Raw genomic sequence first — 20,062 nt, 5'->3', positions numbered from 1 at the left:
TGGCGTCCTACTTGTGGGTCTGCTCGTAGTAGTCGATCGCCTTCTTGCAGTTGGCAGAAATCTTCTTCATGTTCTTCTCGAAGCAGCGATCGACCTCGGGGCTGTCCGGCGGCAGGTTGCCGCAATAGGTCATGTAATCGCCGGTGCAGTACTTCTTCAGGTTGGGGTCGTCCCGCTGGGCCAGGGCCGGTCCGGCGAGCACCATCAGGCTGCCGGCAGTCAGGAGAGCGAGCGACATCGGCCTGAGCATCATGTCTGTCGAAGCCTTGCAGAGCGTGGGAAGTGGCAGCGACATGGCCCGAAACACGTCACCTGACAAGGGTCGGGACGCGATGCAGGAATCGCCAGGGCGACGGCCGGGATCGGCCGAGACTCGCCGACTAGGAAAGAAAACCGAATGATGTCAATCGTTTAGGTAGTGTTTCCAGGGTATTTCCGGTTCGGTGCGGCGCGTCCACGGGCGGATCGGGCCGGCCGCGATGTGCCGCAGGGCACAAAGCCCACCGATTCCCGGCGGGTCATCCCGCCGCGGCGGGTGTCGGCCGCTGCGTCGATTGTCCGAGCTGGGTCGCCGGCGGCAACTGCGGCTCCGGCCGGCCTTGCGCCTGCATCAGGGCATCGGCGACCTCGGCGATCCGGCGCTCCAGGGCGGCGTTCTCGGCGGCGATGCGCTCGGGCGGCGGGGGAGCGGCCTTGCTCGACGCCGCTTGCCGCGCCTCTTGCCGCGCCTCTTGCAATGCTTCTTGCAGCCGCGCGATCTCGGCCCGCGCACCTTCCGCCTCGGAGGCATGGCGGGTGACGAGGTCGGCGAGCGCGTCCTCGAGGGCCTGGATCTGCTCACGGGCGGCGCTGGCGACGCTCTCGCCCGCCGCGGCGACCTGCCCGCGGGCCGCCCGGACCCGCTCCTCGGCGACGCCCCTTGCCGCCTCGGCCTCGGCCTGGCCGCTCCGTCTCGTCTCGACCTCGGCCCGCAATGTGGCAAGCTCGGCCAGGGCCCGCTGGTAGGGGCCTTCCAGCGCCCGCATCGCCTCCTCGGCGGCGGCCCGGGCGGTGCGGGCCTCGGCCAGCTCGCCCTGGATCTGCGCGAGGCTGCCGCGCGCCTCGACGAGGTCGCGCTCGATCTCGGCGAGATGCGCGTCCCGGCGCTCGATCTCCTGGGTCAGCGTGCCGATGCGCACGGTGCGGCGGCCCATCTCCTCCATTTCGGCCCGGCGGGCGGCCATCGCCTCCTCGACCCGGCGCTCGAGCTGGCGCTCGCGTACGGCGAACTCGGCCCGCAGGTGGTCCTTCTCGGCGGTCAGCTCGACGATCGACATCGGGTACAGCGCCTCGAGCCGGCGGCGCGTCAGGCGCTCGGCCCGGGCGTTGAGCGCCGGCAGGACCAGCAGGGCGCACAGGCTGGCGGCGAGGAACCCCAGCGCCGCGAACATCAGGGATTCGATCACCCGGGCGATACTCTCTCGGCGTCCGGGCGGGAGGCTCCGCACGGACGGTTGATACGATCGGCGTGCCCCGCGCACGGCCGGAAGCCGGGCACGGGTGGCGCGGCCGGACCCTGCCACGGGAACGCCGCCAGGGCCAGCTTGCAAGGCCCCGCCTGCGAGGCCTGCCTGCGAGACCTGCCCGCAGGACCGGCGCGGCCGGTCCCGTCAGAACGGGTTCCAGGTCGGCGAGTCCGTGAACTTCAGATAGCCGACATTGATCCCGAACCGCGCGCCGACCCCGGCGCGGATCGGCACCACCACGATGTTGTCGGCGGTGACCGCCGACATACCGAAGCCGCCGACCACGTAGGCCGAGCCGTCCATGCCGACGAAGCGCCGGTAGAGCGCGTCGACCCGCGGCAGGTTGTAGACCAGCATCATGGCGCGGGCGCCGTCGCCGCCGACGTCGAAGCCGAGGGACGGGCCCTGCCAGAAGATCTTGCGCTGGCCGGCATTGCGCGTGAACAGCGTGCCCTCGCCGAAGCGCACGCCGCCGATGATCGCGCCGGAGGCCTCCTGGCCGAGGATGTAGCCGTTGGGCTCGCCCCAGCGCCGCGTCGCCTCCTGAACCGTCAGGGCGAGGCCGCGGGAGACCGAGCCGAAGAACTGGTGGCCCGAATCGATGATCTCCCGCGGCTGGAAGGTGCCGGGATCGCCGGGCCCGCGCCCCTGCGCCGCGGCGGGGAGGGCGGCCAGCATCGCGGGAGCGGCGAGGAGGGCCGCGAGGGCGCGCCGGCGCGAGATCCGGAGGGGCTGCCGGGTCCGAGAGGCGGAGCCGGCGATCTGCCGACCTGGCGGGGCGGAGGAGGCTGAGAGCATTCGTTAGGCATCCCGGCTTTAGATGGTCCTGGCCGGTCCCGGCGAGCGGGAGCCGGCGCGGACGGGCGGCGGGATGCCACAGATGCTGCGAATATGGGTAAGATCCGGTTAACGCGGCGCGGCGTGCTGTCGCTTCTTCCCGCAGCGGTGACCCTGCCGGCCGCAGCGATCCGGCCGGCCCGCGGCGAGACGCCGCTCGGCGTGCCCGATCTCTACGCCGCCGACCCCCTGACCGGCCTGGCCTTGCGCGGCTTCGACGCGGTCTCCTACCGGCTCGGGCCTGCGCCCTTGCCCGGCTCGGCGGCGCATGAATTCACCTGGTCGGGCCTGGTCTGGCGCTTCGAATCCGCGGCGAATCGCGGCGCCTTCGCGCGGGCGCCCCAGGCCTACGCCCCGCGCCTGGGCGGCTTCGATCCGGAGGGCGTCGCCGCCGGCCGCCTCGTCGAGACCGATCCCCTGGTGGCGGCTCTCGGCGACGACCGGCTCTACCTGTTCCGCGACGCCGAGCGCCGGGCGCGCGCCGACACCACGCTCATCGATGCCGCCGAGGCGCGCTGGCCGATCCTGCGGCCCGACGCCGCGATCGGCGGCTGAGCAGGGTCGCCCGGCGCTACGTCGCTCGCTTCGGGCTCGTCGCCGGCAGCACGGCCCGGGCGGCCTGGGAAGGGTCGCCGAAGGCCGCGAACGGGCCGTTGAGGTACTGGCCGGGCCGGCGTCCGTAGCCGAAGGGCCGGCCGTCGGGGCCGACGAGGCAGCCGCCGGCCTGGGTGAGGATGTGGTCGCCGGCCGCCGTGTCCCATTCCATCGTCGGGCCGCAGCGGACGTAGACGTCGCCCTCGCCGCAGGCGAGGAGCCCGAACTTGAGGGCCGAGGAGACTCCGCGCCGCGCGCCGATCGGCAATTCGGCGAGGAACGCCTCGTCCGCCGCCTCGCCGTGGCTGCGGCTGACCAAGGCCGTCATCCCCTCCGGCGGGACGGGTCGGGCCGCGACGGGCCGGAAGGCGTTCAGGACCCCCTCGACGACCGGCGCCTCGACGGCGTGGGTGCCGGCGGCCCAGACCCGGCCGAGGGCGGGGGCGGCCAGCGCCGCCGCGACCGGCCGCTCGCCGGCGACGAGGGCGATGTTGACCGTGTACTCGCCGGTTCCTTTCAGAAAATCCTTGGTACCGTCGAGGGGATCGACCAGGAAGAACAGGGCGGCCGGAGCGGCTTCGGCGGCGGTCTCCTCGGCGATCACCGGGATGCCGGGCCAGGCCTCTTCCAAGGCGGCGACGATCTGCGCCTCGGCGGCGAGGTCGGCCTGGCTCGTCGGCGAGCCGTCCGCCTTGAGGTGATGGCGGCAGCCGCCGAGTTCGTAGGCCCGCAGGATCGTGCCGGCGGCCGCCGCGATCTCGGCGAGCCGCAGGGCGACGGCGTCGCGCTCGGCGGGTTCGGGCTGCCGGTCGAGGGACAGAGAGGGCACGGGTTTGGTTGCGGGTGTCATGCCGCCGTCATGCCCGGCGCCGGCAGGTTTGTCGATCGATCGCGCCTGATCGGCCCCGCCGGATCCACCATGCCGAGGCGATCCGACCCTGCCGGGCGCGCGATCGCCTTTTCAAACCGGCCCGCGGCGGCTATCGGTGCCGGCAAACCGTGGCGGGAGCCGCCGCGACTCGACATCATCTGCCGGCCCCGCGGAGCACTCCCATGACCACCGTCACCCTCGACGCCCTCGACCTCTCGGCGCTGCTCTGCTCGCGGGTCTGCCACGACGTCATCAGCCCGGTCGGCGCCATCGTGAACGGGCTGGAGGTGCTGGAGGACGAGGACAGTGCCGAGATGCGCGACTTCGCCCTCGACCTGATCCGCAAGAGCGCCAGGCAGGCCTCGGCCCGGCTGCAATTCGCCCGCATCGCCTTCGGGGCGGCGGGCTCGGCGGGGGCCAGCATCGACCTCGCCGATGCGGAGAACGTCTCCCGCGGCATGTTCGGCGACGAGAAGACGCAGCTGTCCTGGAGCGCGCCGCGGGCGCTGTTCCCGAAGAACAAGGTCAAGCTGCTCCTGAACCTGGTGGTCATCGCCGTGACGGCGATCCCCCGTGGCGGCGTCATCGACGTCAAGGTCACCGGCGAGGCCGAGGCGCCGCTCTTCATCCTCACCGCCAAGGGCGCCTATGCCCGCATCCCGCCGCATGTCGAAGCGCTGATCGCCGGCACGCCGGCGAGCGGCACCGTCGACGCCCACGCGATCCAGCCGTTCTATGCCGGCCTGGTCGCCCGGGCCGCCGAGATGGGCGTGACGTTCTCGATCGAGGGCGACACGGTGACGATCCGGGCCGAGCCCGCCGCCCCGGCCGAAACCGTCTCCGAGACCGACGTCGAGGCCGACGATAACGGCATCTAACCCTGCGATCGGCCGTCGGGACGGGGCGTTTTCTCTTGGCCGTCCCTGGTTTTTCCCGGCCCCGGGCGGAATTGTCACCGGGGTCGGAGCGTTGTGAGGATTTGCGGCAACGGATCATAAAGGCTCGCGTGGCACCGTGACTCTGCGCAGAGATCCTGCGTGGATCGACGAGTGGCCGCGATGGACGATTTGTTGCGTGAGTTCCTGACGGAGTCCGGTGAGCATCTGGACACTGTCGACCTCGAACTCGTCCGGTTCGAGCAGGATCCCAACAACCAGACGATCCTGCGGAACATCTTCCGTCTGGTTCACACCATCAAGGGCACCTGCGGGTTCCTCGGCCTGCCGCGCCTCGAGGCGCTGGCGCACGCCGCCGAGACCCTGATGGGCAAGTTCCGCGACGGCATGCCGGTGACGAGCCCGGCCGTCAGCCTGATCCTGCAGACCCTCGACCGGATCAAGGTGATCCTGGCCGAGCTGGAGCGCACCGGCGGCGAGCCGGCCGGGGTCGACGAGGACCTGATCGGCGCCCTCGAGCGCATGTCGGAGGAGCCGATGCCGGCGCCCGAGCCGGTGCCCGTCGCCGCCCCGGCGGCCTCCGGCACCCTGGTGCTCCAGGTGCTGGAGCGGGCCCTGAAGCCCGGCGAGGTCTCCCTCGACGACCTCGAGCGCGCGTTCCGCGATACCGCCGTCGAGATCGAGGCGCCCGCGCCCGAGGCCCTCGCCCCGCTGCCAGTGCCCGAGCCGGTCCGGCCGGCGCCCGTCCGTCAGGAGCCTGCCCCCGCGGCGCCTGCGCCCGCGCCGGTCGAGGCCCGCCGCGCCGACCCGGCGCGGGCCGAACAGCCCGCCGCCGAGAGCGAGAACGGTCCGGTCAGCAAGGTGCAGACGATCCGGGTGAACGTCGACACCCTCGAGCACCTGATGACCATGGTCTCGGAGCTGGTGCTGACCCGCAACCAGTTGCTCGAGATCGCCCGCCGGCACGAGGACGGCAACTACAAGGTGCCGCTGCAGCGGCTCTCCCACGTCACCGCCGAGCTGCAGGAAGGGGTGATGAAGACCCGCATGCAGCCGATCGGCTCGGCCTGGCAGAAGCTGCCGCGGGTGGTGCGCGACCTCTCGTCGGAACTCGGCAAGAAGATCGACCTGGTGATGCAGGGCGCCGAGACCGAGCTGGACCGCCAGGTCCTCGAGGTCATCAAGGACCCGCTCACCCACATGGTGCGCAACTCGGCCGATCACGGCATCGAGTCGGGGGCGGAGCGCAAGGCCGCCGGCAAGCCCGACAAGGGCACGATCCGCCTCAACGCCTTCCACGAGGGCGGCACGATCACGATCGAGATCGCCGACGACGGCAAGGGCCTCGACCTGCAGGCGATCCGCCGCAAGGCGGTCGAGCGCGGCGTCGCGACCGAGGCCGAGGTCGAGCGGATGACCGACGCCCAGGTGGCGAAGTTCATCTTCCATGCCGGCTTCTCCACCGCCAAGGCGGTCACCTCGGTCTCCGGCCGCGGCGTCGGCATGGACGTGGTGAAGACCAACATCGAGCTGATCGGCGGCACGATCGACATCCAGACCCAGCTCGGCCGCGGCACCACCTTCACGATCAAGATCCCGCTGACGCTGGCCATCGTGGCGGCGCTGATCGTCTCGGCCCGCGAGCAGCGCTTCGCGATCCCGCAGGTCTCGGTGCTGGAACTGGTGCGGGTGCAGCCCGGCACCGATCACACCGTCGAGCGCATCAACGGATCGCCGGTCCTGCGCCTGCGCGACCGCCTGCTGCCGATCGTGCCGGTGGCGGCGATGCTCGGCCTCGACGCCCCCGACGCCCCGGCCAAGACCGACGAGGGCTTCGTGGTGGTGAGCCAGGTCGGGCGCCAGCGCTTCGGCATCCTGGTCGACGGCGTCTTCCACACGGAAGAGATCGTCGTGAAGCCGATGTCCTCGAAGCTGCGGCACATCCCGCTCTTCTCGGGCAACACCATCCTGGGCGACGGGGCGGTGGTGCTGATCATCGATCCGAACGGCGTCGCCAAGATGGTCGGCTCCGGCACGGCGACCGGCCAGCAGGGCGAGATCGAGGCGGAGGCCGAGGGCGACGAGAACGGGGCCGATCAGGCGGTGACGCTGCTCGTGTTCAAGGGCGGCGGCGACTCGCTGAAAGCCGTGCCGCTCTCGCTCGTCACGCGCCTGGAGGAGATCGACGCGGCCAAGATCGAGTGGGTCGGCGGGCGTCCGCTGATCCAGTATCGCGGCCGCCTGATGCCGCTCGTCCCGGCCGATCCGGCCCAGGCGCTCAAGCGCGAGGGCGCCCAGGCCCTGGTGGTGTTCTCGGACGGCGAGCGCTCGATGGGCCTCGTGGTCGACGAGATCGTCGACATCGTCGACGAGGTGCTGGACGTCGAGCTCGTCACCGAGCGCTCCGACCTGATCGGCTCGGCGGTGGTGCGCAACCGGGCGACCGAGATCGTCAACATCGCCCATTACCTGCCGCTCGCCCACGACGATTGGGGCCAGGCGGCGCATCGCGCGGTGCCGAAGGCACCGAGCCTGCTGCTGGTCGACGACTCGGCCTTCTTCCGCGAGATGCTGACCCCGGTGCTGAAGGCGGCCGGCTTCCGCGTGACGCAGGCCGGCGATGCCGAGGAGGCCCTGCGCCATCTCGGCGGCGAGGCCCGCTTCGACCTCGTGGTCTGCGATCTCGAGATGCCGGGCCGCTCGGGCTTCGACCTGATCGAGGCGATGCGCAAGGTCGGCGGCCGGCTCGCCACGATGCCGGTGGTGGCGCTCGCCGGCACCATGGCGCCGGACTCGCTCTCCCGCGCCCGGGCGCTCGGCGTCGCCGATTGCGTGGCGAAGTTCGACCGCACCGGCCTGGTGGCGGCGGTGAACGAGATCACCAGCGGCCCCCTCGACGCCGCGGCCTGACGGCCTGCCGGCCCGGCCCGGACGCCTGACGGCGCCCGGGCCCAGGAAGACCACCCGCCACGCCCTCGCACGGATTATCGAGTCCCGCCCATGATGGCCGCCAACACCAACACCGCCGGCACGACCGCGCCCTCCACCGGCGAGACCACCGACTACGTGACCGTGCTCCTCGGCGACGAGCTGTTCGGCCTGCCGATCGACCGGGTGCACGACGTCTTCATCGCCACCAACCTGACCGACGTCCCCCTGGCGCCGCCGGAGATCAAGGGCCTGCTCAACCTGCGCGGCCGGGTCGTCACGGCGCTCTGCCTGCGCCGGCGCCTCGGCCTGCCCGACCGCACCGGCGACGGCCGCAACATGGCGGTGGGCCTGGAGCATGGCGGCGAGGCCTACGGCCTGCTCGTCGACCAGGTCGGGGAGGTGATGAAGCTCTCGGCCGACACCTACGAGCCGAACCCGGTCCATCTCCACAACCGCTGGCGCGCGGTCTCGCGCGGGGTGCACCGCCTCGACGGCCGCCTGCTGATGATCCTCGACGTCGAGGCGGTCCTCGCCTTCGGCGACGAGCGCCAAGCCGCCAGCGCGGCGTGAACGTAAGGACGGCCGGATGAGAACCTTCCTGATCGTCGACGACTCCGCGGTGATCCGCAAGGTGGCGCGCCGGATCATCGAGGGCCTCGGCTTCCGGGTGGCGGAGGCCGAGGACGGCCGCCAGGCGGTCGAGAGCTGCCAGGCGGCCATGCCGGATGCCATCCTGCTCGACTGGAACATGCCGCACATGGACGGCTACGACGTCCTGCGCGCCCTGCGCCGTCTGCCGGAGGGCGACCGCCCGAAGGTGCTGTTCTGCACCATCGAGAACGACGTCGCGTCGATCGCCCGGGCGCTGCATGCCGGCGCCGACGAGTACATCATGAAGCCCTTCGACAAGGACATCATGACCGCCAAGCTCCAGGCGGTCGGCCTCGCCTGAGGCCGGCCGCGCCGTCGGCCTCGCCTGAGGCCGGCCGCGCCGTCGGCCTCGCCCGAGGCCGGCCGCCCATGAGCCTCGCCCGAGGCTCCGCGTGCCATCGATCCGACGCCCCGAGACGCCCCGGCCTTGCACCGGGGCCCGATCCCCCTGGCCCGCCCCGCGGCGCGCCGACCGAGACACGCCATGGCCGCATCCGCCGCGCCCTCCACCCCGTCCCCGAGCGCCGGTCCGCGCATCCGCGTCCTCGTCGCCGACGATTCCGTCGTGGTCCGCGGCCTGGTCTCGCGTTGGCTCGAGGAGGCCGGCTGCGAGATCGTCGGCACCGCCTCGAACGGCCGCATCGCGCTCGACGCCCTCGACCGGGTCCAGCCCGACATCGTGCTCCTCGACATCGAGATGCCGGAACTCGACGGCACCCAGGCCTTGCCCAAGATGCTGGCCAAGCGGCCCGGGCTCCAGGTCGTGATGATGTCGACCCTGACCCAGCGCAACGCGGAGATCTCGCTCCGCTGCCTGGCGCTCGGCGCCATCGACTACCTGCCCAAGCCCGAGGGCAACCGCGGCGTCACCACCCAGGCGAGCTTCCGCGAGGACCTGGTCCAGAAGATCCGGATGCTCGGGGCCGACCTGCGCAACCGGCCCCGCGCCCGGCCGGCGGCCTTCTCCGAGCGGCCCGGCCCGGCGGGCCTGCCCGAGCGCCCGGCCGCGATCGCCGCGCCCGCTCCGGCGCCGCGCCCGGCTGCGGCCGCCGCCCCGGCGGTCGTGCGCCCGCGTCCCCTGCGGACCAGCCCGCCGCGCTGCCTGCTCGTCGGCGCCTCGACCGGCGGACCGCGGGCGGTGGGGGAGGTGCTCGAGGGCATCGGCGCCGCGACCCTGCGGCGCGTCCCGATCCTCATCGTCCAGCACATGCCCCCGGTCTTCACCGCCGTCTTCGCCGAGCATCTCGGCGCCCGGATCGGCCTGCCGGCGGCGGAAGCCAAGCACGGCGAGCCGGTGCGTCCCGGCATCGTCTACGTCGCCCCCGGCGGGCGCCACATGGGCCTGTCCGGCACCGCCAACGATGCGGTGATCCAGCTCAACGACGGTCCGCCGGTGAATTTCTGCCGCCCGGCGGTCGACGTGATGTTCCGCGACGCGGCCGAGGTCTACGGCGCCGCCACCCTGTCGGTGATCCTCACCGGCATGGGCTCGGACGGCACCAAGGGCGCCAAGGCACTCGTCGAGGCCGGCGGCATCATGCTCGCCCAGGACGAGGCGAGCTCGACCGTCTGGGGCATGCCCGGCAGCCTGGTGAAGGCCGGCTACGCCCACGAGATCCTGCCGCTGCCGGCGATCGGTCCGGCCCTGCGCACCGCCCTCGGTGGCCCAGGTGCTGGAATGAGTGGCCACTGATGCGCACCCTGCCACGGATCCCGGGGAGGATGCCGCGCCGATGACCGAAACCGAGTTCGATTTCCTCCGCCTCTACCTCAAGCAGCGGTCCGGCCTCGCCCTGACGGCGGAGAAGCGCTACCTGGTCGAGAGCCGCCTGTCGCCGGTCTGCCGGCGCTTCAACCTCGCGGGGCTCCCCGAGCTGGTCGGCTGCCTGCGGCTTGCCCGCGACTCTGCCATCGAACGGGCGGTCGTCGAGGCGATGACGACCAACGAGACCTTCTTCTTCCGCGACCGCACGCCGTTCGACCTGTTTCGCGACGTGCTGCTGCCCGGGGCGCTGACGGCCCGGGCGAACCAGCGCCGCCTGCGGATCTGGTGCGCTGCCGCCTCGACCGGCCAGGAGCCGTATTCCCTGGCGATGATGCTCGCCGAGGCAGCCGCCCGGCTCGCCGGCTGGCGGGTCGAGATCGTCGCCACCGACCTCTCGACCGAGGTGCTGGAAAAGGCCAAGCTCGGCCTCTACAACCAGTTCGAGGTCCAGCGCGGCCTGCCCGTGCAATTGATGCTCAAGCACTTCACCCAGGTGGGCGAGCAGTGGCGGATCGCGGAACCGTTGCGCCAGATGGTCGATTTCCGGCCGCTCAACCTGCTGCAGCCGTTCGAACAGCTCGGCACCTTCGACATCGTCTATTGCCGCAACGTGCTGATCTACTTCGACACGGCGACCAAGGCCGACGTGCTGCGCCGCATCGCCGACCAGCTCGCCCCCGACGGCGCGGTGCTGCTCGGCGCCGCCGAGACGGTGATCGGCATCACCGAATCGCTGATGCCGGATCCCGAGCATCGCGGCCTCTACCGCCACGCCAAGGCGGCGGCGAGCCCGGGCGTTGCGGCCCCGAGCCTTTCGACCGCGAGTCTTGCGACCCCGAGCGTGCCGACGGCCGCCGCAGCGATGGCCGGCCTGCGCTGGGCGACGCGCTGAAGGCTCCGGCGCCCGCCTTTGCGGGTGCCACGACCCGGCTGATCGGCGCATGAGAGGCGTCGGTCCCGCCGCCCGGGACGGTGGCTCTGTCACCCCCATGAAAAAGGTGGAGCCAAGGCTCCGACCCAAGCGCTGCCACAGCCCTGCGCAAGGCGGGGAGGGGAAGATGCCGCCTATCCCGGGCAACGCCCCCATTGCCCGGGGCCCGACATCCCGAAAATGACATCGGCAGCTGTTTGACTCGCCCTGAACTCACATCCAACGCATCATTCGAGGGCCGCGCAAGCCGAGCCCGGAATGATACCAACGGTCGTTGAAAACGACCTTTGGTTCCGGTCTCGAATTTTCGCCAAGTCTCGAATTTTCGCCAAGCCCGAGGTCCCGGACTTCTGGGCTTGGTGTCGAAAATTCGAGATGGGTCGACGGCCCCGTCGATCTCGGGCCTGCCCGAGATCGAATCGATGCGTCAGCATCTTGGGCCGTCGGTATGACACGGTGGGTTCAGAATGCGTGGGGACCGATCGAGCAGGCTCCGAGTAGCTGTTTGACTGTTGGACCTGCTCTGTCCCACCCTCGACCTCATCCTGAGGTGTTGGTCGATTGAAAATCGACTGACCTCGAAGGAGGGCTCCAGGGAATACAGTGTCATCTGGAGCCCTCCTTCGAGGCTCCGTTCAGTTGCACCTCAGGATGAGGTCGAGGGTGGGACGAAGAATTCCTATCGAGATGCTAGCTTTGCCACTCCGACAGGCTCCGAAAGAATGAACCAGGCGCAAGGCCGGCCGTGCTCGATCCTGCGCCGCCTGTCGGTCGTGGCTGTGTTTTTCCGCTCCGGCAGAGCGCCGTTCCGCGCGCCGGGCGTAAAGCCGGGCGGCCTTCAAAAAGGGATCGTACCTGCCGGGCGCCCATGACGCTCAGGGCCGCCGATCCAGCCCTCGTTTCCCCCTCTCCGCCGCCAACGAAAAAACCCCGCCGGAGCGGGGTTCTTTCGTCCGTCCGGACCCGAAAGGGGCCCGGTCGTCAGACCGCGATGCGGTCCTCTTCCTCGGCCGGCTCGCGCAGCACGTAGCCGCGGCCCCAGACCGTCTCGATGTAGTTCTTGCCCTGGCTGGCATTCGCGAGCTTCTTGCGAAGCTTGCAGATGAACACGTCGATGATCTTCAGCTCGGGCTCGTCCATGCCGCCGTAGAGATGGTTCAGGAACATCTCCTTGGTCAGGGTGGTGCCCTTGCGCAGGCTGAGGAGCTCCAGCATCTGGTACTCCTTGCCGGTGAGATGCACCCGGGCGCCCGACACCTCGACCGTCTTCTGGTCGAGGTTCACGATCAGGTCGCCGGTGGTGATCACCGACTGCGCGTGGCCCTTCGACCGGCGCACGATCGCGTGGATTCTCGCGACCAGTTCATCTTTGTGGAAAGGTTTGGTGAGGTAATCATCGGCACCGAAGCCGAGGCCCTTCACCTTGTCCTCGATCCCGGCCATGCCGGAGAGGATCAGGATCGGGGTCTTGACCTTCGCCACCCGCAGCGAGCGCAGAACCTCGTAGCCCGACATGTCGGGCAGGTTCAGGTCGAGCAGGATGATGTCGTAATCGTACAGCTTTCCGAGATCGACACCCTCCTCGCCGAGGTCGGTCGTGTAGGTGTTGAAGTTCTCGGACTTGAGCATCAACTCGATGCTCTGCGCCGTGGCGCTGTCGTCCTCGATCAGAAGTACCCGCATCTCAGGTCCCCAAGCCCTGGCCCTCAAGGGTTAAGGCAAGCCCCCGCCGCCCGTCTCCCACCGGCCCGTGGGGGACGCCCGTTATCTTCCGAACCGCGACGCTAGGCCCGAACGGTTAACAAACCCTGCTCCGGTCCCGCAAGCGGTTAGGAAACCGCTGACGGTCCGGCCCCTTGCGGGTTGGCGTTCCGTTCCGGCCGAATCGCGGCAGCATACCTGCATCCCGCTCCCGGCGAGCCGCCTAAATGACTCGCATCATTGAGGCCTGCCCGTGATGTTGCCCCCGCGCCACGCCACCGGAGAACCTCCGGGCAGCGGACGCGGATCCCATCTGCCTCAGTGTTAAGGAGAGGGGTAAATGGATCGTTGATGGAATCCGGCAATGGCAGCGTCACGGTTCGGGAAACCGCCTCGTATCAACAGGATGGTGCCGGGAGAGGGGGTATGACGGGGGGAGGGCGCTTCGACGCCGCCCGCGCGGCGCTCGCCGGGGTGGAGGAGGTCGAAACCTTCGGGCGGGTCGTGGCGGTGCGCGGCCTCCTGATCGAGGTCGCCGGCCCGGTGGCCGCCATGCGGCTGGGCGGCCGGCTCGATGTCGTGGTGAACGAGGCCGCGGGCGCCGCCGTGCCCTGCGAGATCATCGGCTTCTCCGGCGCCCACGCGCTGGCCATGCCGTTCGGCTCGCTCCAGGGGGTGCGGCGGGGCTGCCCGGCCCGGGTGCGGGCGGAAGGGGCGGGGGCGATCCGGCCGAGCCGGGCCTGGCTCGGCCGCGTCGTCGACGCGCTCGGCCGCCCGATCGACGGCAAGGGGCCGCTGCCGCCCGGACCCGCTCCTTACGGCCTCCAGGCCGATCCGCCGCCCGCCCATGCCAGGCGCCGGGTCGGGCCGCCCCTCGATCTCGGGGTGCGCTGCATCAACACGTTTCTCACGATGTGCGCCGGCCAGCGCATGGGCATCTTCGCCGGCTCCGGCGTCGGCAAGTCGGTGCTGCTCTCGATGCTGGCGCGCTACACCGCCGCCGACGTCGCGGTGATCGGCCTCGTCGGCGAGCGCGGCCGCGAGGTGCAGGAATTCCTCCAGGACGATCTCGGGGAGGAGGGGCTGGCCCGCTCGGTGGTGGTGGTGGCCACCTCCGACGAGCCGGCGCTGATGCGCCGCAACGCCGCCTACGTCACCTTCGCGCTGGCCGAGTATTTTCGCGACGAGGGCGCGCAGGTTCTGTGCATGGTCGATTCGATCACCCGCTTCGCCATGGCCCAGCGCGACATCGGCCTTGCCGCCGGGGAGCCGCCGACCGCCAAGGGCTACACCCCCACCGTCTTCTCCGAATTGCCGCGCCTGCTGGAGCGGGCCGGACCCGGGACCGGGGACGGGGCGATCACCGGCCTCTTCACCGTGCTGGTCGAGGGCGACGACCACAACGAGCCGGTGGCCGACGCGGTCCGCGGCATCCTCGACGGGCACATCGTGATGGAGCGCGCCATCGCCGAGCGCGGGCGCTACCCGGCGATCAACGTGCTGCGCTCGGTCTCCCGCACCATGCCGCGGGCCTGCGACCCCGACTACCTGCCCACCGTGCGCCGCGCCCGCCGGGTCCTCTCGACCTATGCGGACATGGAGGAGCTGATCCGCCTGGGCGCCTACCGGCCCGGCAGCTCGCCGGAGGTCGACGAGGCGATCGGCCTGATGCCGGATCTGGAGGCTTTTCTGGGGCAGGGTAAGGAAGAAGCAACCTCCATCCGCGAGGGTTACGAACGTCTCGCCGCGATCGTCGGCGGGGCGTGAGGGCCGGTCGCGCGGTCCGCTACCGCGGCCGCGTGACGGCGCGTGGCGGTCGGACGCTCGGCCGCATGCCGCTGGCTGGAGTGGAGTACAATGAAGTCGCGGGACACGCTCATCCGGCTGCGCCGCTTCCAGGCCGACGAGAAGCGCCGCAAGGTCGCGCAAATCGAGGCGATGATCGCCGATTTCGCCCGTATGGCCGCCGATCTCGACCGTGAGATCGGCCAGGAGGAGCAGCGGGCCGGGATCTCCGATCCGGCTCATTTCGCCTACCCGACCTATGCCCGCGCCGCCGCCCAGCGCCGCGACAACATCCGCCGCTCGGCCGAGGAGCTCGACGTCCAGCTCGCCGCGGCCAAGGCGGCTCTCGCCGAGGCGTTCGAGGAACTGAAGAAGGTCGAGATCCTCGACGACCGCGAGCGCTCGGGCGAGCGCGCCGCCGAGAATGCCCGCGACCAGGCCAGCATGGACGCCATCGGGCTCGGCCGCGCCCGGGCCTGACGACGTTACTCAGACAGTATCGGGATCTGCCCGGCGGCCATGCGGGGCAGGTCGCCGGTGAGACGCGGGTCGGGGGCCACCTCGATCGCCCGCGCATAGGGGCAAAATCCCGAGCGCCGGTAGAAATCGACCGCGCCCGGATGGTCGAAGGTGCAGGTATGCACCCAGAACCGCCGGATCGGGCGCGCGAAGGCGCGGGCCAGGGCCTCGTCCATCAGGCGCCGCCCGCGACCCTGCCCGACCGCCTCCGGCATCAGGCCGAAATAGGCGAGGTTCGGCTCATCCGGCTGCCGCCGGTCGAGCTCCAGGAGGCCGATGTCGCGCCCGTCCTCGGTAAGCGCCAGGGCCTCGACCCCCGGATCGCCCAGGATCGCCAGGAGCTCCTCGTCGCTCATCCCCGCGCGGCCGAACCACAGCCAGGGCGTGCCGATGGCGGCGTAGAGGGCCCGGTAGCGCGCGATGTCCGTCCCGATGACGGCGAGCGGCAAGGGCTCGCGCGACCGTGGGGGAGGGGGCTCGCGCCTCTCCAGGTAGGTCACCACGGCGGCGACGTGGGTCGGCGGGATCGGGGTATACCCGTCGAGGCGCAGGGGCTGCTCGTCGGTCGGATGATCGCTCACGGCGGCTTCGTCTCCTGTCGGTAGAAGCATGCCACGAGGGGGCCGGCCCGTTTCCCTTATGTCAAGCTTTCCCATGCGACTCTGTCGCGATGCGGGGGCTTTCGCCGTTCGGGTACCTGTGCGGACTTGGCGTGGCCGTTAGATTTCCCGAGTCGAATTTCCCGCTGCGACCCGCCGGACCGTTCGAGAGGCACGACCATGCACGACGCCCATGCGCGGGACCGGCGCCGCTTCACCGTCGTCACCGAGCCGCGCGCCGAGGTGTCGCGCCGCCTGATCGAGCGCCGCGACGGCCCGGCCCTCGAATGGATCGAGGCGCAGCCCGCCGGCGAGCCCCGCGGCGCGCCGCTCCTGTTCGTGCACGGCGCCTTCGGCGGCGCCTGGATGTTCGAGGAGATCTTTCTGCCCCACCTCGCCCGGCGCGGCCGCCGCGCCGCGGCTTTGAGCCTGCGCGGCCACGGCCGCAGCGAGGGCGGGCGCGACCTGCGCAATGCCACGCTGTCCGACTACGTCGCCGACGTGGCCCTGGCGCTCGCGCAGTGGGGCGAGCCGCCGGTGCTGATCGGGCATTCCCTCGGCGGGCTCCTGGCGCAGCGCCTCCTCGGCCGGGTGCCGTTGCGCGCCCTGGTGCTGATGGCGTCCCTGCCGCCGGAAGGCCTCGGCGTCGTCGGCCCGCGCATCGCGATGACCGATGCGGGGTTCTGGGTCGAGGCGCTGGCGGGCTCGCTTCTGCCCGGCCGCGAGCCGGCGGTGGCGCTCGCCCGGCACTGGCTGTTCTCGGAAGGCCTGCCGCTGGAGCGGGCGCAGAACTATGCCGGCCGGATGTCGGCCGAGAGCCCGGTGGCCCTCGCCGAGGCGCATTGGCCGGCCCTGCCGCTCTCGGCGGCCTTCGCGGGCGTGCCGGCCCTGGTGCTCGGCGGCGCCGACGACCGCATGATCTGGCCGGCGACGACGTGGCGCACCGCGCTCTACCACGGCGCCGAGCACCGCACCGTGCCGAACATCGCCCATTTCCTCCAGCTCGATCTCGGCTCGGAGGGCGTCACCCGCCTTCTCCTCGACTGGCTCGACCGGCGCGGCGCCTGAAGGCCGCTTGCGCCGCGGACTCGGCACGAAACCGTCACGATCTCATGAAAGGAGGGGCCGCCGGCGCGGGGCCGTCCTTGCGGTCGCCCGCAGGGTCGGGCAGAAGCGCGCGCGAGAACGGGGACGCGACGGGACCGCGATGAAGAAGATCAAGGATTTCATCTGGCCGGTCGTCGGCCTCGGGGCCGTCGTGGTCTCCGTCTATCTGCTGTGGCACCTGCTGAAGGGCCTGTCCTTCGCCGACGTGAAGGCGAGCCTGGCGGCGATCCCGCCGCACCGCTACGCGCTCGCCGTCGGCTCGACCCTCGTGGCCTATGCCGCTCTGGCCTGGTACGACCGGATCGCGCTCCTGCATCTCGGGGTGAAGGGCATCTCCTGGCTCTTCGTCTCGGTCTGCTCCTTCACCACCTACGCGCTGTCGCACAATATCGGCGCCTCGGTGTTCTCCGGCGCCGTGGTGCGCTACCGCGCCTACACGTCGAAGGGCCTCTCGCCCGCCCAGGTGGCGGTGCTGGTGGCGCTCTGCTCCTTCACCTTCGGCCTCGGCACGGCGTTCCTCGGCGGCCTGGTGCTGGTGCTCGAGCCCGAGCTGCTCCAGCGCGTGGCGAGCCTCCTGCCGACCGTGCTCGCGAGCCCGACCACCGCCCGCCTCGTCGGCTTCGGGCTCCTCGGCTTCGTCGCCCTCTACGTCATAGGCTCGATCCTGCATTTCCGGCCGCTGCACATCCGGTCGTTCAAGATCGAGTATCCGCGCCCCAACATCATGGGTCGCCAGCTGATCGCCGCCCCGCTCGAGCTGCTGGGCGCCGCCGGCATCATCTATTTCGCCCTTCCGGAAGCCGGGAATCCGGGCTTCCTCGTGGTGCTGGCGGTGTTCCTCGCCTCGTTCTCGGTGGCCCTGGTCTCCAACGCGCCGGGCGGCATCGGGGTGTTCGAGCTCGTCTTCATCACGGCGATGCCGGACCTGCCGAAGACCGACGTGCTCGCCGCCGTCCTGATCTTCCGCCTGTTCTACCTGCTCGTGCCCTTCGCCCTGGCGATCGGCGTGGTTCTGCTGTTCGAGCGCGGCCGCCTCGCCGAGGCCCTGCGCAACAAGGCGAAGTCCCCCGGCACCGTGCCGCCGCCGCCGGTCGACGGCCCCGGCATCACCCCGGACCTGCGCGACGTGCAGGTGCACGACGTGAAGGTGCGCAAGGCGGTATGAGCCGCACCCGCCTGCGCCGCGCCGGGCTCGGTCTCAGCACCCTGCTCGGGATTCGGCCGGGCGGTTTCCTGATCCCGTACCGGCATGCCGGTGCGGCGCGGGCGGAGGGCTACCCGGCCCTCCGCCCGATCTTTTCCGGGGCCGAGCTGGAATTCCGGGCGGTCCTGGCGGCCATCGAGGCGCATGCACCGGACCTCGCCCGCATCGCCGCCGGAGGTCCCGATCTCGTCGGCGAGCGGCCGGCGCGCTTCACCCAGGACTGGTTCCCGCGCCTCGACGCGGCCGCGGCCTATGCCCTGGTGCGCCGCGAGAGGCCCCGCCGCATCGTCGAGATCGGCTCGGGCCATTCGACCCGCTTCCTGGCGCAAGGCGTCCGTGACGGCGCGCTCGCAACCGCGATCACCTGCATCGACCCGGTGCCCCGCGCGCCGCTCGCCGGCCTCGGCATTCGCCACGAGGCACGCCTGTTCGGGCCTGCTGATGCGGAGGCCGCGGCCGCGCTCGCACCCGGCGACCTGCTGTTCATCGATTCGAGCCACGTCGCGATGCCGGGCACCGACGTCGACCGGCTCGTCCTCGACGTGCTGCCGCGGCTGCGGTCGGGCGTGATCGTGCACCTGCACGACGTGTTCCTGCCGGACGCCTATCCCGACGAATGGGCCTGGCGCGGCTACAACGAGCAATTGCTGGTCGGCGCGCTGCTTCAGGGCGGCGCCTACGCCCCGCTCTTCGCCAGCCGCTACGTCGCGGTTGGGACCGGCTGGCCGCTCGACGGAATCCTGGCGCGGCTCCCCCTGCCGCCCGGCGCCTTCGAAACCAGCCTGTGGCTGCGCAAGGCGTGAAACTGCCGACGACCTGATCACCGACGGGGCGCTCCGGTCCCGATATCAGCGCCCGGCCAGCTCGACCGCGCCGTCCTGATCGCGGCTCGTCGCAGCGGCGCGCGGACGGTCCGGCCACGCCTCGCCGGACAGCGTGGCCAGCCCCGCGACGGGCCGGCCGTCCTCGCGCACCAGGGCCGCTCTCACCTCTTGGCCCGTGGCGCGGTCCACGACCCGGAGCGGTCTGCCGTCCGGGTGGGGCATGTGCCGGTCGCCCCATTGCATGAGCGCGACGAGCACGGTCGCCAGGGCCTCCCCCTTCTCGGTCAGCCGGTACTCGTGACGGGTGCGCTGAGCGCCGTCGCGATAGGGCACGCGGGCGAGCAACTCGTCATCCACCATGCGGGCGAGCCGGTCGGCCAGGACCTTCCGCGAGGTGCCGAGCTGGGCTTGCATGTCGTCGAAGCGGCGCACGCCGTAGAAGGCCTGGCGCAGCAGCAGCATGGTCCAGCGCTCGCCCACGACGCCGAGCGCGCGCACCAGCGAGCAATCCTCGGGCGCGACGGGTGGTGACGATGAACACGCTGTCATGGCCTCGCTCGGCTGGATTTCATTTGGGAACTCAGATAGGTCTGTCTAGGTTCCGAATCGGAACCTAGCGCGGCGGGCGTCGATTCGCCACCGTGGGAGGAAGATTGCCGATGCCGATGATCGACTTGTACGCGCCCCAGGATGCCTTGCCGGAGGCGGACCTCGCTGCCCTTGCCGGCCGGATCGCGGACACGGTCAATGCCGAGGAGGGCTATGCCGGGAGCCGCTTCGCCGCGAACGTGACGTGGACATACATCCATGAAGTCCCGGCGGGCCGCTTGATCGTCGGTGCCGAACCCGCCCGCAAAGCTGTCTGGCGCCTGGAGGTGACCAGCCCCGCAGGGTCGCTCGACGCCGCCGCCAAGGCCCGACTCGGCCGTGAAGTCGCCCATCTCGTGCTGGAGGCTACAGGCGAGGGCTGCGATTCAGCGCGAGCGAGTCGGGTGTGGTGCCTGTTCCACGACGTGGTCGAGGGCGAGTGGTTCGCCGGCGCGCGCGCCGTCTCGGTCGGGCTCGTCCGTGACGCCGTCGCGCGCGAGCGGAACGCGGCTGTCGCGTGACCGCGAGATGGTCGTGACCAGGCCCGCTCTGCTGTCGCGCGGAGCACCGCTCCTTCCACGGCTCGGCGTCCAAGGCTCGGCGTCCAAGTCTTCGCGAGATGCCGCGCGGCGCGTGGGCGAAGCCCGCTTTCCGCATCGCGAAAGCGATCCGACAGGATCGCCTGAAGCGATCACTCGGACAGCCTACGATTCGCCCTACTTCGAGGCACCGGCCGGAAAACGCCAGCGCTTCG

Annotated in this window: 20 protein-coding genes; 13 read left to right on the top strand and 7 right to left on the bottom strand. The window is 71.1% G+C overall.

The window, feature by feature from the left end:
* Positions 1–7: 7 nt before the first annotated feature.
* The 3 genes from AC3AOF_RS04655 to AC3AOF_RS04645 form a co-directional block, all read right to left on the bottom strand.
* Positions 8–253 (bottom strand): 3',5'-cyclic-nucleotide phosphodiesterase, encoded by a 246-nt coding sequence (locus AC3AOF_RS04655; RefSeq protein ID WP_488347805.1) that lies wholly within the window; start codon positions 251–253, stop codon positions 8–10.
* 265 nt (positions 254–518) lie between these two features.
* On the bottom strand, positions 519–1,445 hold the full coding sequence (locus AC3AOF_RS04650; protein ID WP_488347804.1) for a hypothetical protein: 927 nt from the start codon (positions 1,443–1,445) through the stop codon (positions 519–521).
* A 204-nt stretch (positions 1,446–1,649) separates the two neighbouring features.
* Positions 1,650–2,183, bottom strand: a complete 534-nt coding sequence (locus tag AC3AOF_RS04645; RefSeq protein ID WP_442919377.1) for a DUF1134 domain-containing protein — start codon at positions 2,181–2,183, stop codon at positions 1,650–1,652.
* A 243-nt stretch (positions 2,184–2,426) separates the two neighbouring features.
* Between AC3AOF_RS04645 and AC3AOF_RS04640 the strand changes: the two genes are divergently transcribed.
* On the top strand, positions 2,427–2,897 hold the full coding sequence (locus AC3AOF_RS04640; RefSeq protein WP_488347803.1) for a YHS domain-containing (seleno)protein: 471 nt from the start codon (positions 2,427–2,429) through the stop codon (positions 2,895–2,897).
* A 16-nt stretch (positions 2,898–2,913) separates the two neighbouring features.
* Here AC3AOF_RS04640 and AC3AOF_RS04635 read toward each other — a convergent pair whose 3' ends face one another.
* A complete protein-coding gene (locus tag AC3AOF_RS04635) occupies positions 2,914–3,786 on the bottom strand; it encodes a 3'(2'),5'-bisphosphate nucleotidase CysQ family protein (RefSeq protein ID WP_488347802.1) in 873 nt (290 codons plus the stop codon).
* 203 nt (positions 3,787–3,989) lie between these two features.
* Between AC3AOF_RS04635 and chpT the strand changes: the two genes are divergently transcribed.
* The 6 genes from chpT (at position 3,990) to AC3AOF_RS04605 (ending at position 10,942) form a co-directional block, all read left to right on the top strand.
* The gene (gene chpT, locus AC3AOF_RS04630; RefSeq protein WP_236991887.1) at positions 3,990–4,685 is read left to right on the top strand and encodes a histidine phosphotransferase ChpT; all 696 of its coding nucleotides are present in this window, start codon (positions 3,990–3,992) and stop codon (positions 4,683–4,685) included.
* Between the two features lie 180 nt (positions 4,686–4,865).
* Positions 4,866–7,613 carry a hybrid sensor histidine kinase/response regulator gene (locus tag AC3AOF_RS04625; RefSeq protein ID WP_488347801.1) on the top strand — a complete coding sequence of 916 codons (2,748 nt, stop codon included), beginning with the start codon at positions 4,866–4,868 and terminating at the stop codon, positions 7,611–7,613.
* A 90-nt stretch (positions 7,614–7,703) separates the two neighbouring features.
* Entirely contained in the window at positions 7,704–8,204 is a 501-nt protein-coding gene (locus AC3AOF_RS04620; protein WP_093569635.1) for a chemotaxis protein CheW, read from the top strand.
* Between the two features lie 16 nt (positions 8,205–8,220).
* Positions 8,221–8,586 (top strand): response regulator, encoded by a 366-nt coding sequence (locus AC3AOF_RS04615; RefSeq protein WP_236991889.1) that lies wholly within the window; start codon positions 8,221–8,223, stop codon positions 8,584–8,586.
* A gap of 183 nt (positions 8,587–8,769) precedes the next feature.
* Positions 8,770–9,978, top strand: coding sequence for a protein-glutamate methylesterase/protein-glutamine glutaminase (locus AC3AOF_RS04610; protein WP_488347800.1), 1,209 nt, complete (start codon positions 8,770–8,772; stop codon positions 9,976–9,978).
* A 40-nt stretch (positions 9,979–10,018) separates the two neighbouring features.
* Positions 10,019–10,942, top strand: a complete 924-nt coding sequence (locus tag AC3AOF_RS04605) for a CheR family methyltransferase (protein ID WP_236991891.1) — start codon at positions 10,019–10,021, stop codon at positions 10,940–10,942.
* Between the two features lie 1,020 nt (positions 10,943–11,962).
* On the opposite strand, the gene ctrA is transcribed toward AC3AOF_RS04605, so the two are convergent.
* Positions 11,963–12,664 (bottom strand): response regulator transcription factor CtrA, encoded by a 702-nt coding sequence (ctrA, locus tag AC3AOF_RS04600; protein WP_203156662.1) that lies wholly within the window; start codon positions 12,662–12,664, stop codon positions 11,963–11,965.
* Between the two features lie 444 nt (positions 12,665–13,108).
* On the opposite strand from ctrA, the gene fliI reads away from it, so the two are divergent.
* On the top strand, positions 13,109–14,449 hold the full coding sequence (gene fliI / locus AC3AOF_RS04595) for a flagellar protein export ATPase FliI (protein WP_488347799.1): 1,341 nt from the start codon (positions 13,109–13,111) through the stop codon (positions 14,447–14,449).
* Positions 14,450–14,539: 90 nt separating this feature from the next.
* A complete protein-coding gene (gene fliJ, locus AC3AOF_RS04590) occupies positions 14,540–14,947 on the top strand; it encodes a flagellar export protein FliJ (RefSeq protein WP_203156663.1) in 408 nt (135 codons plus the stop codon).
* 5 nt (positions 14,948–14,952) lie between these two features.
* Here fliJ and AC3AOF_RS04585 read toward each other — a convergent pair whose 3' ends face one another.
* The gene (locus AC3AOF_RS04585; protein WP_488347798.1) at positions 14,953–15,567 is read right to left on the bottom strand and encodes a GNAT family N-acetyltransferase; all 615 of its coding nucleotides are present in this window, start codon (positions 15,565–15,567) and stop codon (positions 14,953–14,955) included.
* 198 nt (positions 15,568–15,765) lie between these two features.
* On the opposite strand from AC3AOF_RS04585, the gene AC3AOF_RS04580 reads away from it, so the two are divergent.
* The 3 genes from AC3AOF_RS04580 to AC3AOF_RS04570 all read left to right on the top strand — a co-directional run bounded on the left by AC3AOF_RS04580 (position 15,766) and on the right by AC3AOF_RS04570 (position 18,699).
* A complete protein-coding gene (locus AC3AOF_RS04580) occupies positions 15,766–16,653 on the top strand; it encodes an alpha/beta fold hydrolase (RefSeq protein WP_488347797.1) in 888 nt (295 codons plus the stop codon).
* Positions 16,654–16,792: 139 nt separating this feature from the next.
* Positions 16,793–17,857 carry a lysylphosphatidylglycerol synthase domain-containing protein gene (locus AC3AOF_RS04575; protein WP_236991895.1) on the top strand — a complete coding sequence of 355 codons (1,065 nt, stop codon included), beginning with the start codon at positions 16,793–16,795 and terminating at the stop codon, positions 17,855–17,857.
* A complete protein-coding gene (locus AC3AOF_RS04570; RefSeq protein WP_488347796.1) occupies positions 17,854–18,699 on the top strand; it encodes a class I SAM-dependent methyltransferase in 846 nt (281 codons plus the stop codon). The genes AC3AOF_RS04575 and AC3AOF_RS04570 overlap by 4 nt, the downstream gene beginning before the upstream one ends.
* Positions 18,700–18,744: 45 nt before the next feature.
* On the opposite strand, the gene AC3AOF_RS04565 is transcribed toward AC3AOF_RS04570, so the two are convergent.
* Positions 18,745–19,269 carry a winged helix-turn-helix transcriptional regulator gene (locus tag AC3AOF_RS04565; protein ID WP_488347795.1) on the bottom strand — a complete coding sequence of 175 codons (525 nt, stop codon included), beginning with the start codon at positions 19,267–19,269 and terminating at the stop codon, positions 18,745–18,747.
* 110 nt (positions 19,270–19,379) lie between these two features.
* Between AC3AOF_RS04565 and AC3AOF_RS04560 the strand changes: the two genes are divergently transcribed.
* Positions 19,380–19,829, top strand: coding sequence for a tautomerase family protein (locus tag AC3AOF_RS04560; protein WP_488347794.1), 450 nt, complete (start codon positions 19,380–19,382; stop codon positions 19,827–19,829).
* The last annotated feature ends 233 nt before the right edge of the window (positions 19,830–20,062 follow it).

This window comes from Methylobacterium sp. 142-1Y, assembly GCF_057747795.1.
Note: the sequence above shows the minus strand (reverse complement) of the source record. Positions and strands in the feature narration are given on the sequence as shown.

Coding starts and splice junctions, on each gene's coding strand:
- AC3AOF_RS04655 (WP_488347805.1), bottom strand. CDS start 253: ATGATGCTCAGGCCGATGTCGCTCGCTCTCCTGACTGCCGGCAGCCTG.
- AC3AOF_RS04645 (WP_442919377.1), bottom strand. CDS start 2,183: ATGCTGGCCGCCCTCCCCGCCGCGGCGCAGGGGCGCGGGCCCGGCGAT.
- AC3AOF_RS04635 (WP_488347802.1), bottom strand. CDS start 3,786: ATGACACCCGCAACCAAACCCGTGCCCTCTCTGTCCCTCGACCGGCAG.
- chpT (WP_236991887.1), top strand. CDS start 3,990: ATGACCACCGTCACCCTCGACGCCCTCGACCTCTCGGCGCTGCTCTGC.
- AC3AOF_RS04625 (WP_488347801.1), top strand. CDS start 4,866: ATGGACGATTTGTTGCGTGAGTTCCTGACGGAGTCCGGTGAGCATCTG.
- AC3AOF_RS04620 (WP_093569635.1), top strand. CDS start 7,704: ATGATGGCCGCCAACACCAACACCGCCGGCACGACCGCGCCCTCCACC.
- AC3AOF_RS04615 (WP_236991889.1), top strand. CDS start 8,221: ATGAGAACCTTCCTGATCGTCGACGACTCCGCGGTGATCCGCAAGGTG.
- AC3AOF_RS04610 (WP_488347800.1), top strand. CDS start 8,770: ATGGCCGCATCCGCCGCGCCCTCCACCCCGTCCCCGAGCGCCGGTCCG.
- AC3AOF_RS04605 (WP_236991891.1), top strand. CDS start 10,019: ATGACCGAAACCGAGTTCGATTTCCTCCGCCTCTACCTCAAGCAGCGG.
- ctrA (WP_203156662.1), bottom strand. CDS start 12,664: ATGCGGGTACTTCTGATCGAGGACGACAGCGCCACGGCGCAGAGCATC.
- fliI (WP_488347799.1), top strand. CDS start 13,109: ATGACGGGGGGAGGGCGCTTCGACGCCGCCCGCGCGGCGCTCGCCGGG.
- fliJ (WP_203156663.1), top strand. CDS start 14,540: ATGAAGTCGCGGGACACGCTCATCCGGCTGCGCCGCTTCCAGGCCGAC.
- AC3AOF_RS04580 (WP_488347797.1), top strand. CDS start 15,766: ATGCACGACGCCCATGCGCGGGACCGGCGCCGCTTCACCGTCGTCACC.
- AC3AOF_RS04575 (WP_236991895.1), top strand. CDS start 16,793: ATGAAGAAGATCAAGGATTTCATCTGGCCGGTCGTCGGCCTCGGGGCC.
- AC3AOF_RS04570 (WP_488347796.1), top strand. CDS start 17,854: ATGAGCCGCACCCGCCTGCGCCGCGCCGGGCTCGGTCTCAGCACCCTG.
- AC3AOF_RS04565 (WP_488347795.1), bottom strand. CDS start 19,269: ATGACAGCGTGTTCATCGTCACCACCCGTCGCGCCCGAGGATTGCTCG.
- AC3AOF_RS04560 (WP_488347794.1), top strand. CDS start 19,380: ATGCCGATGATCGACTTGTACGCGCCCCAGGATGCCTTGCCGGAGGCG.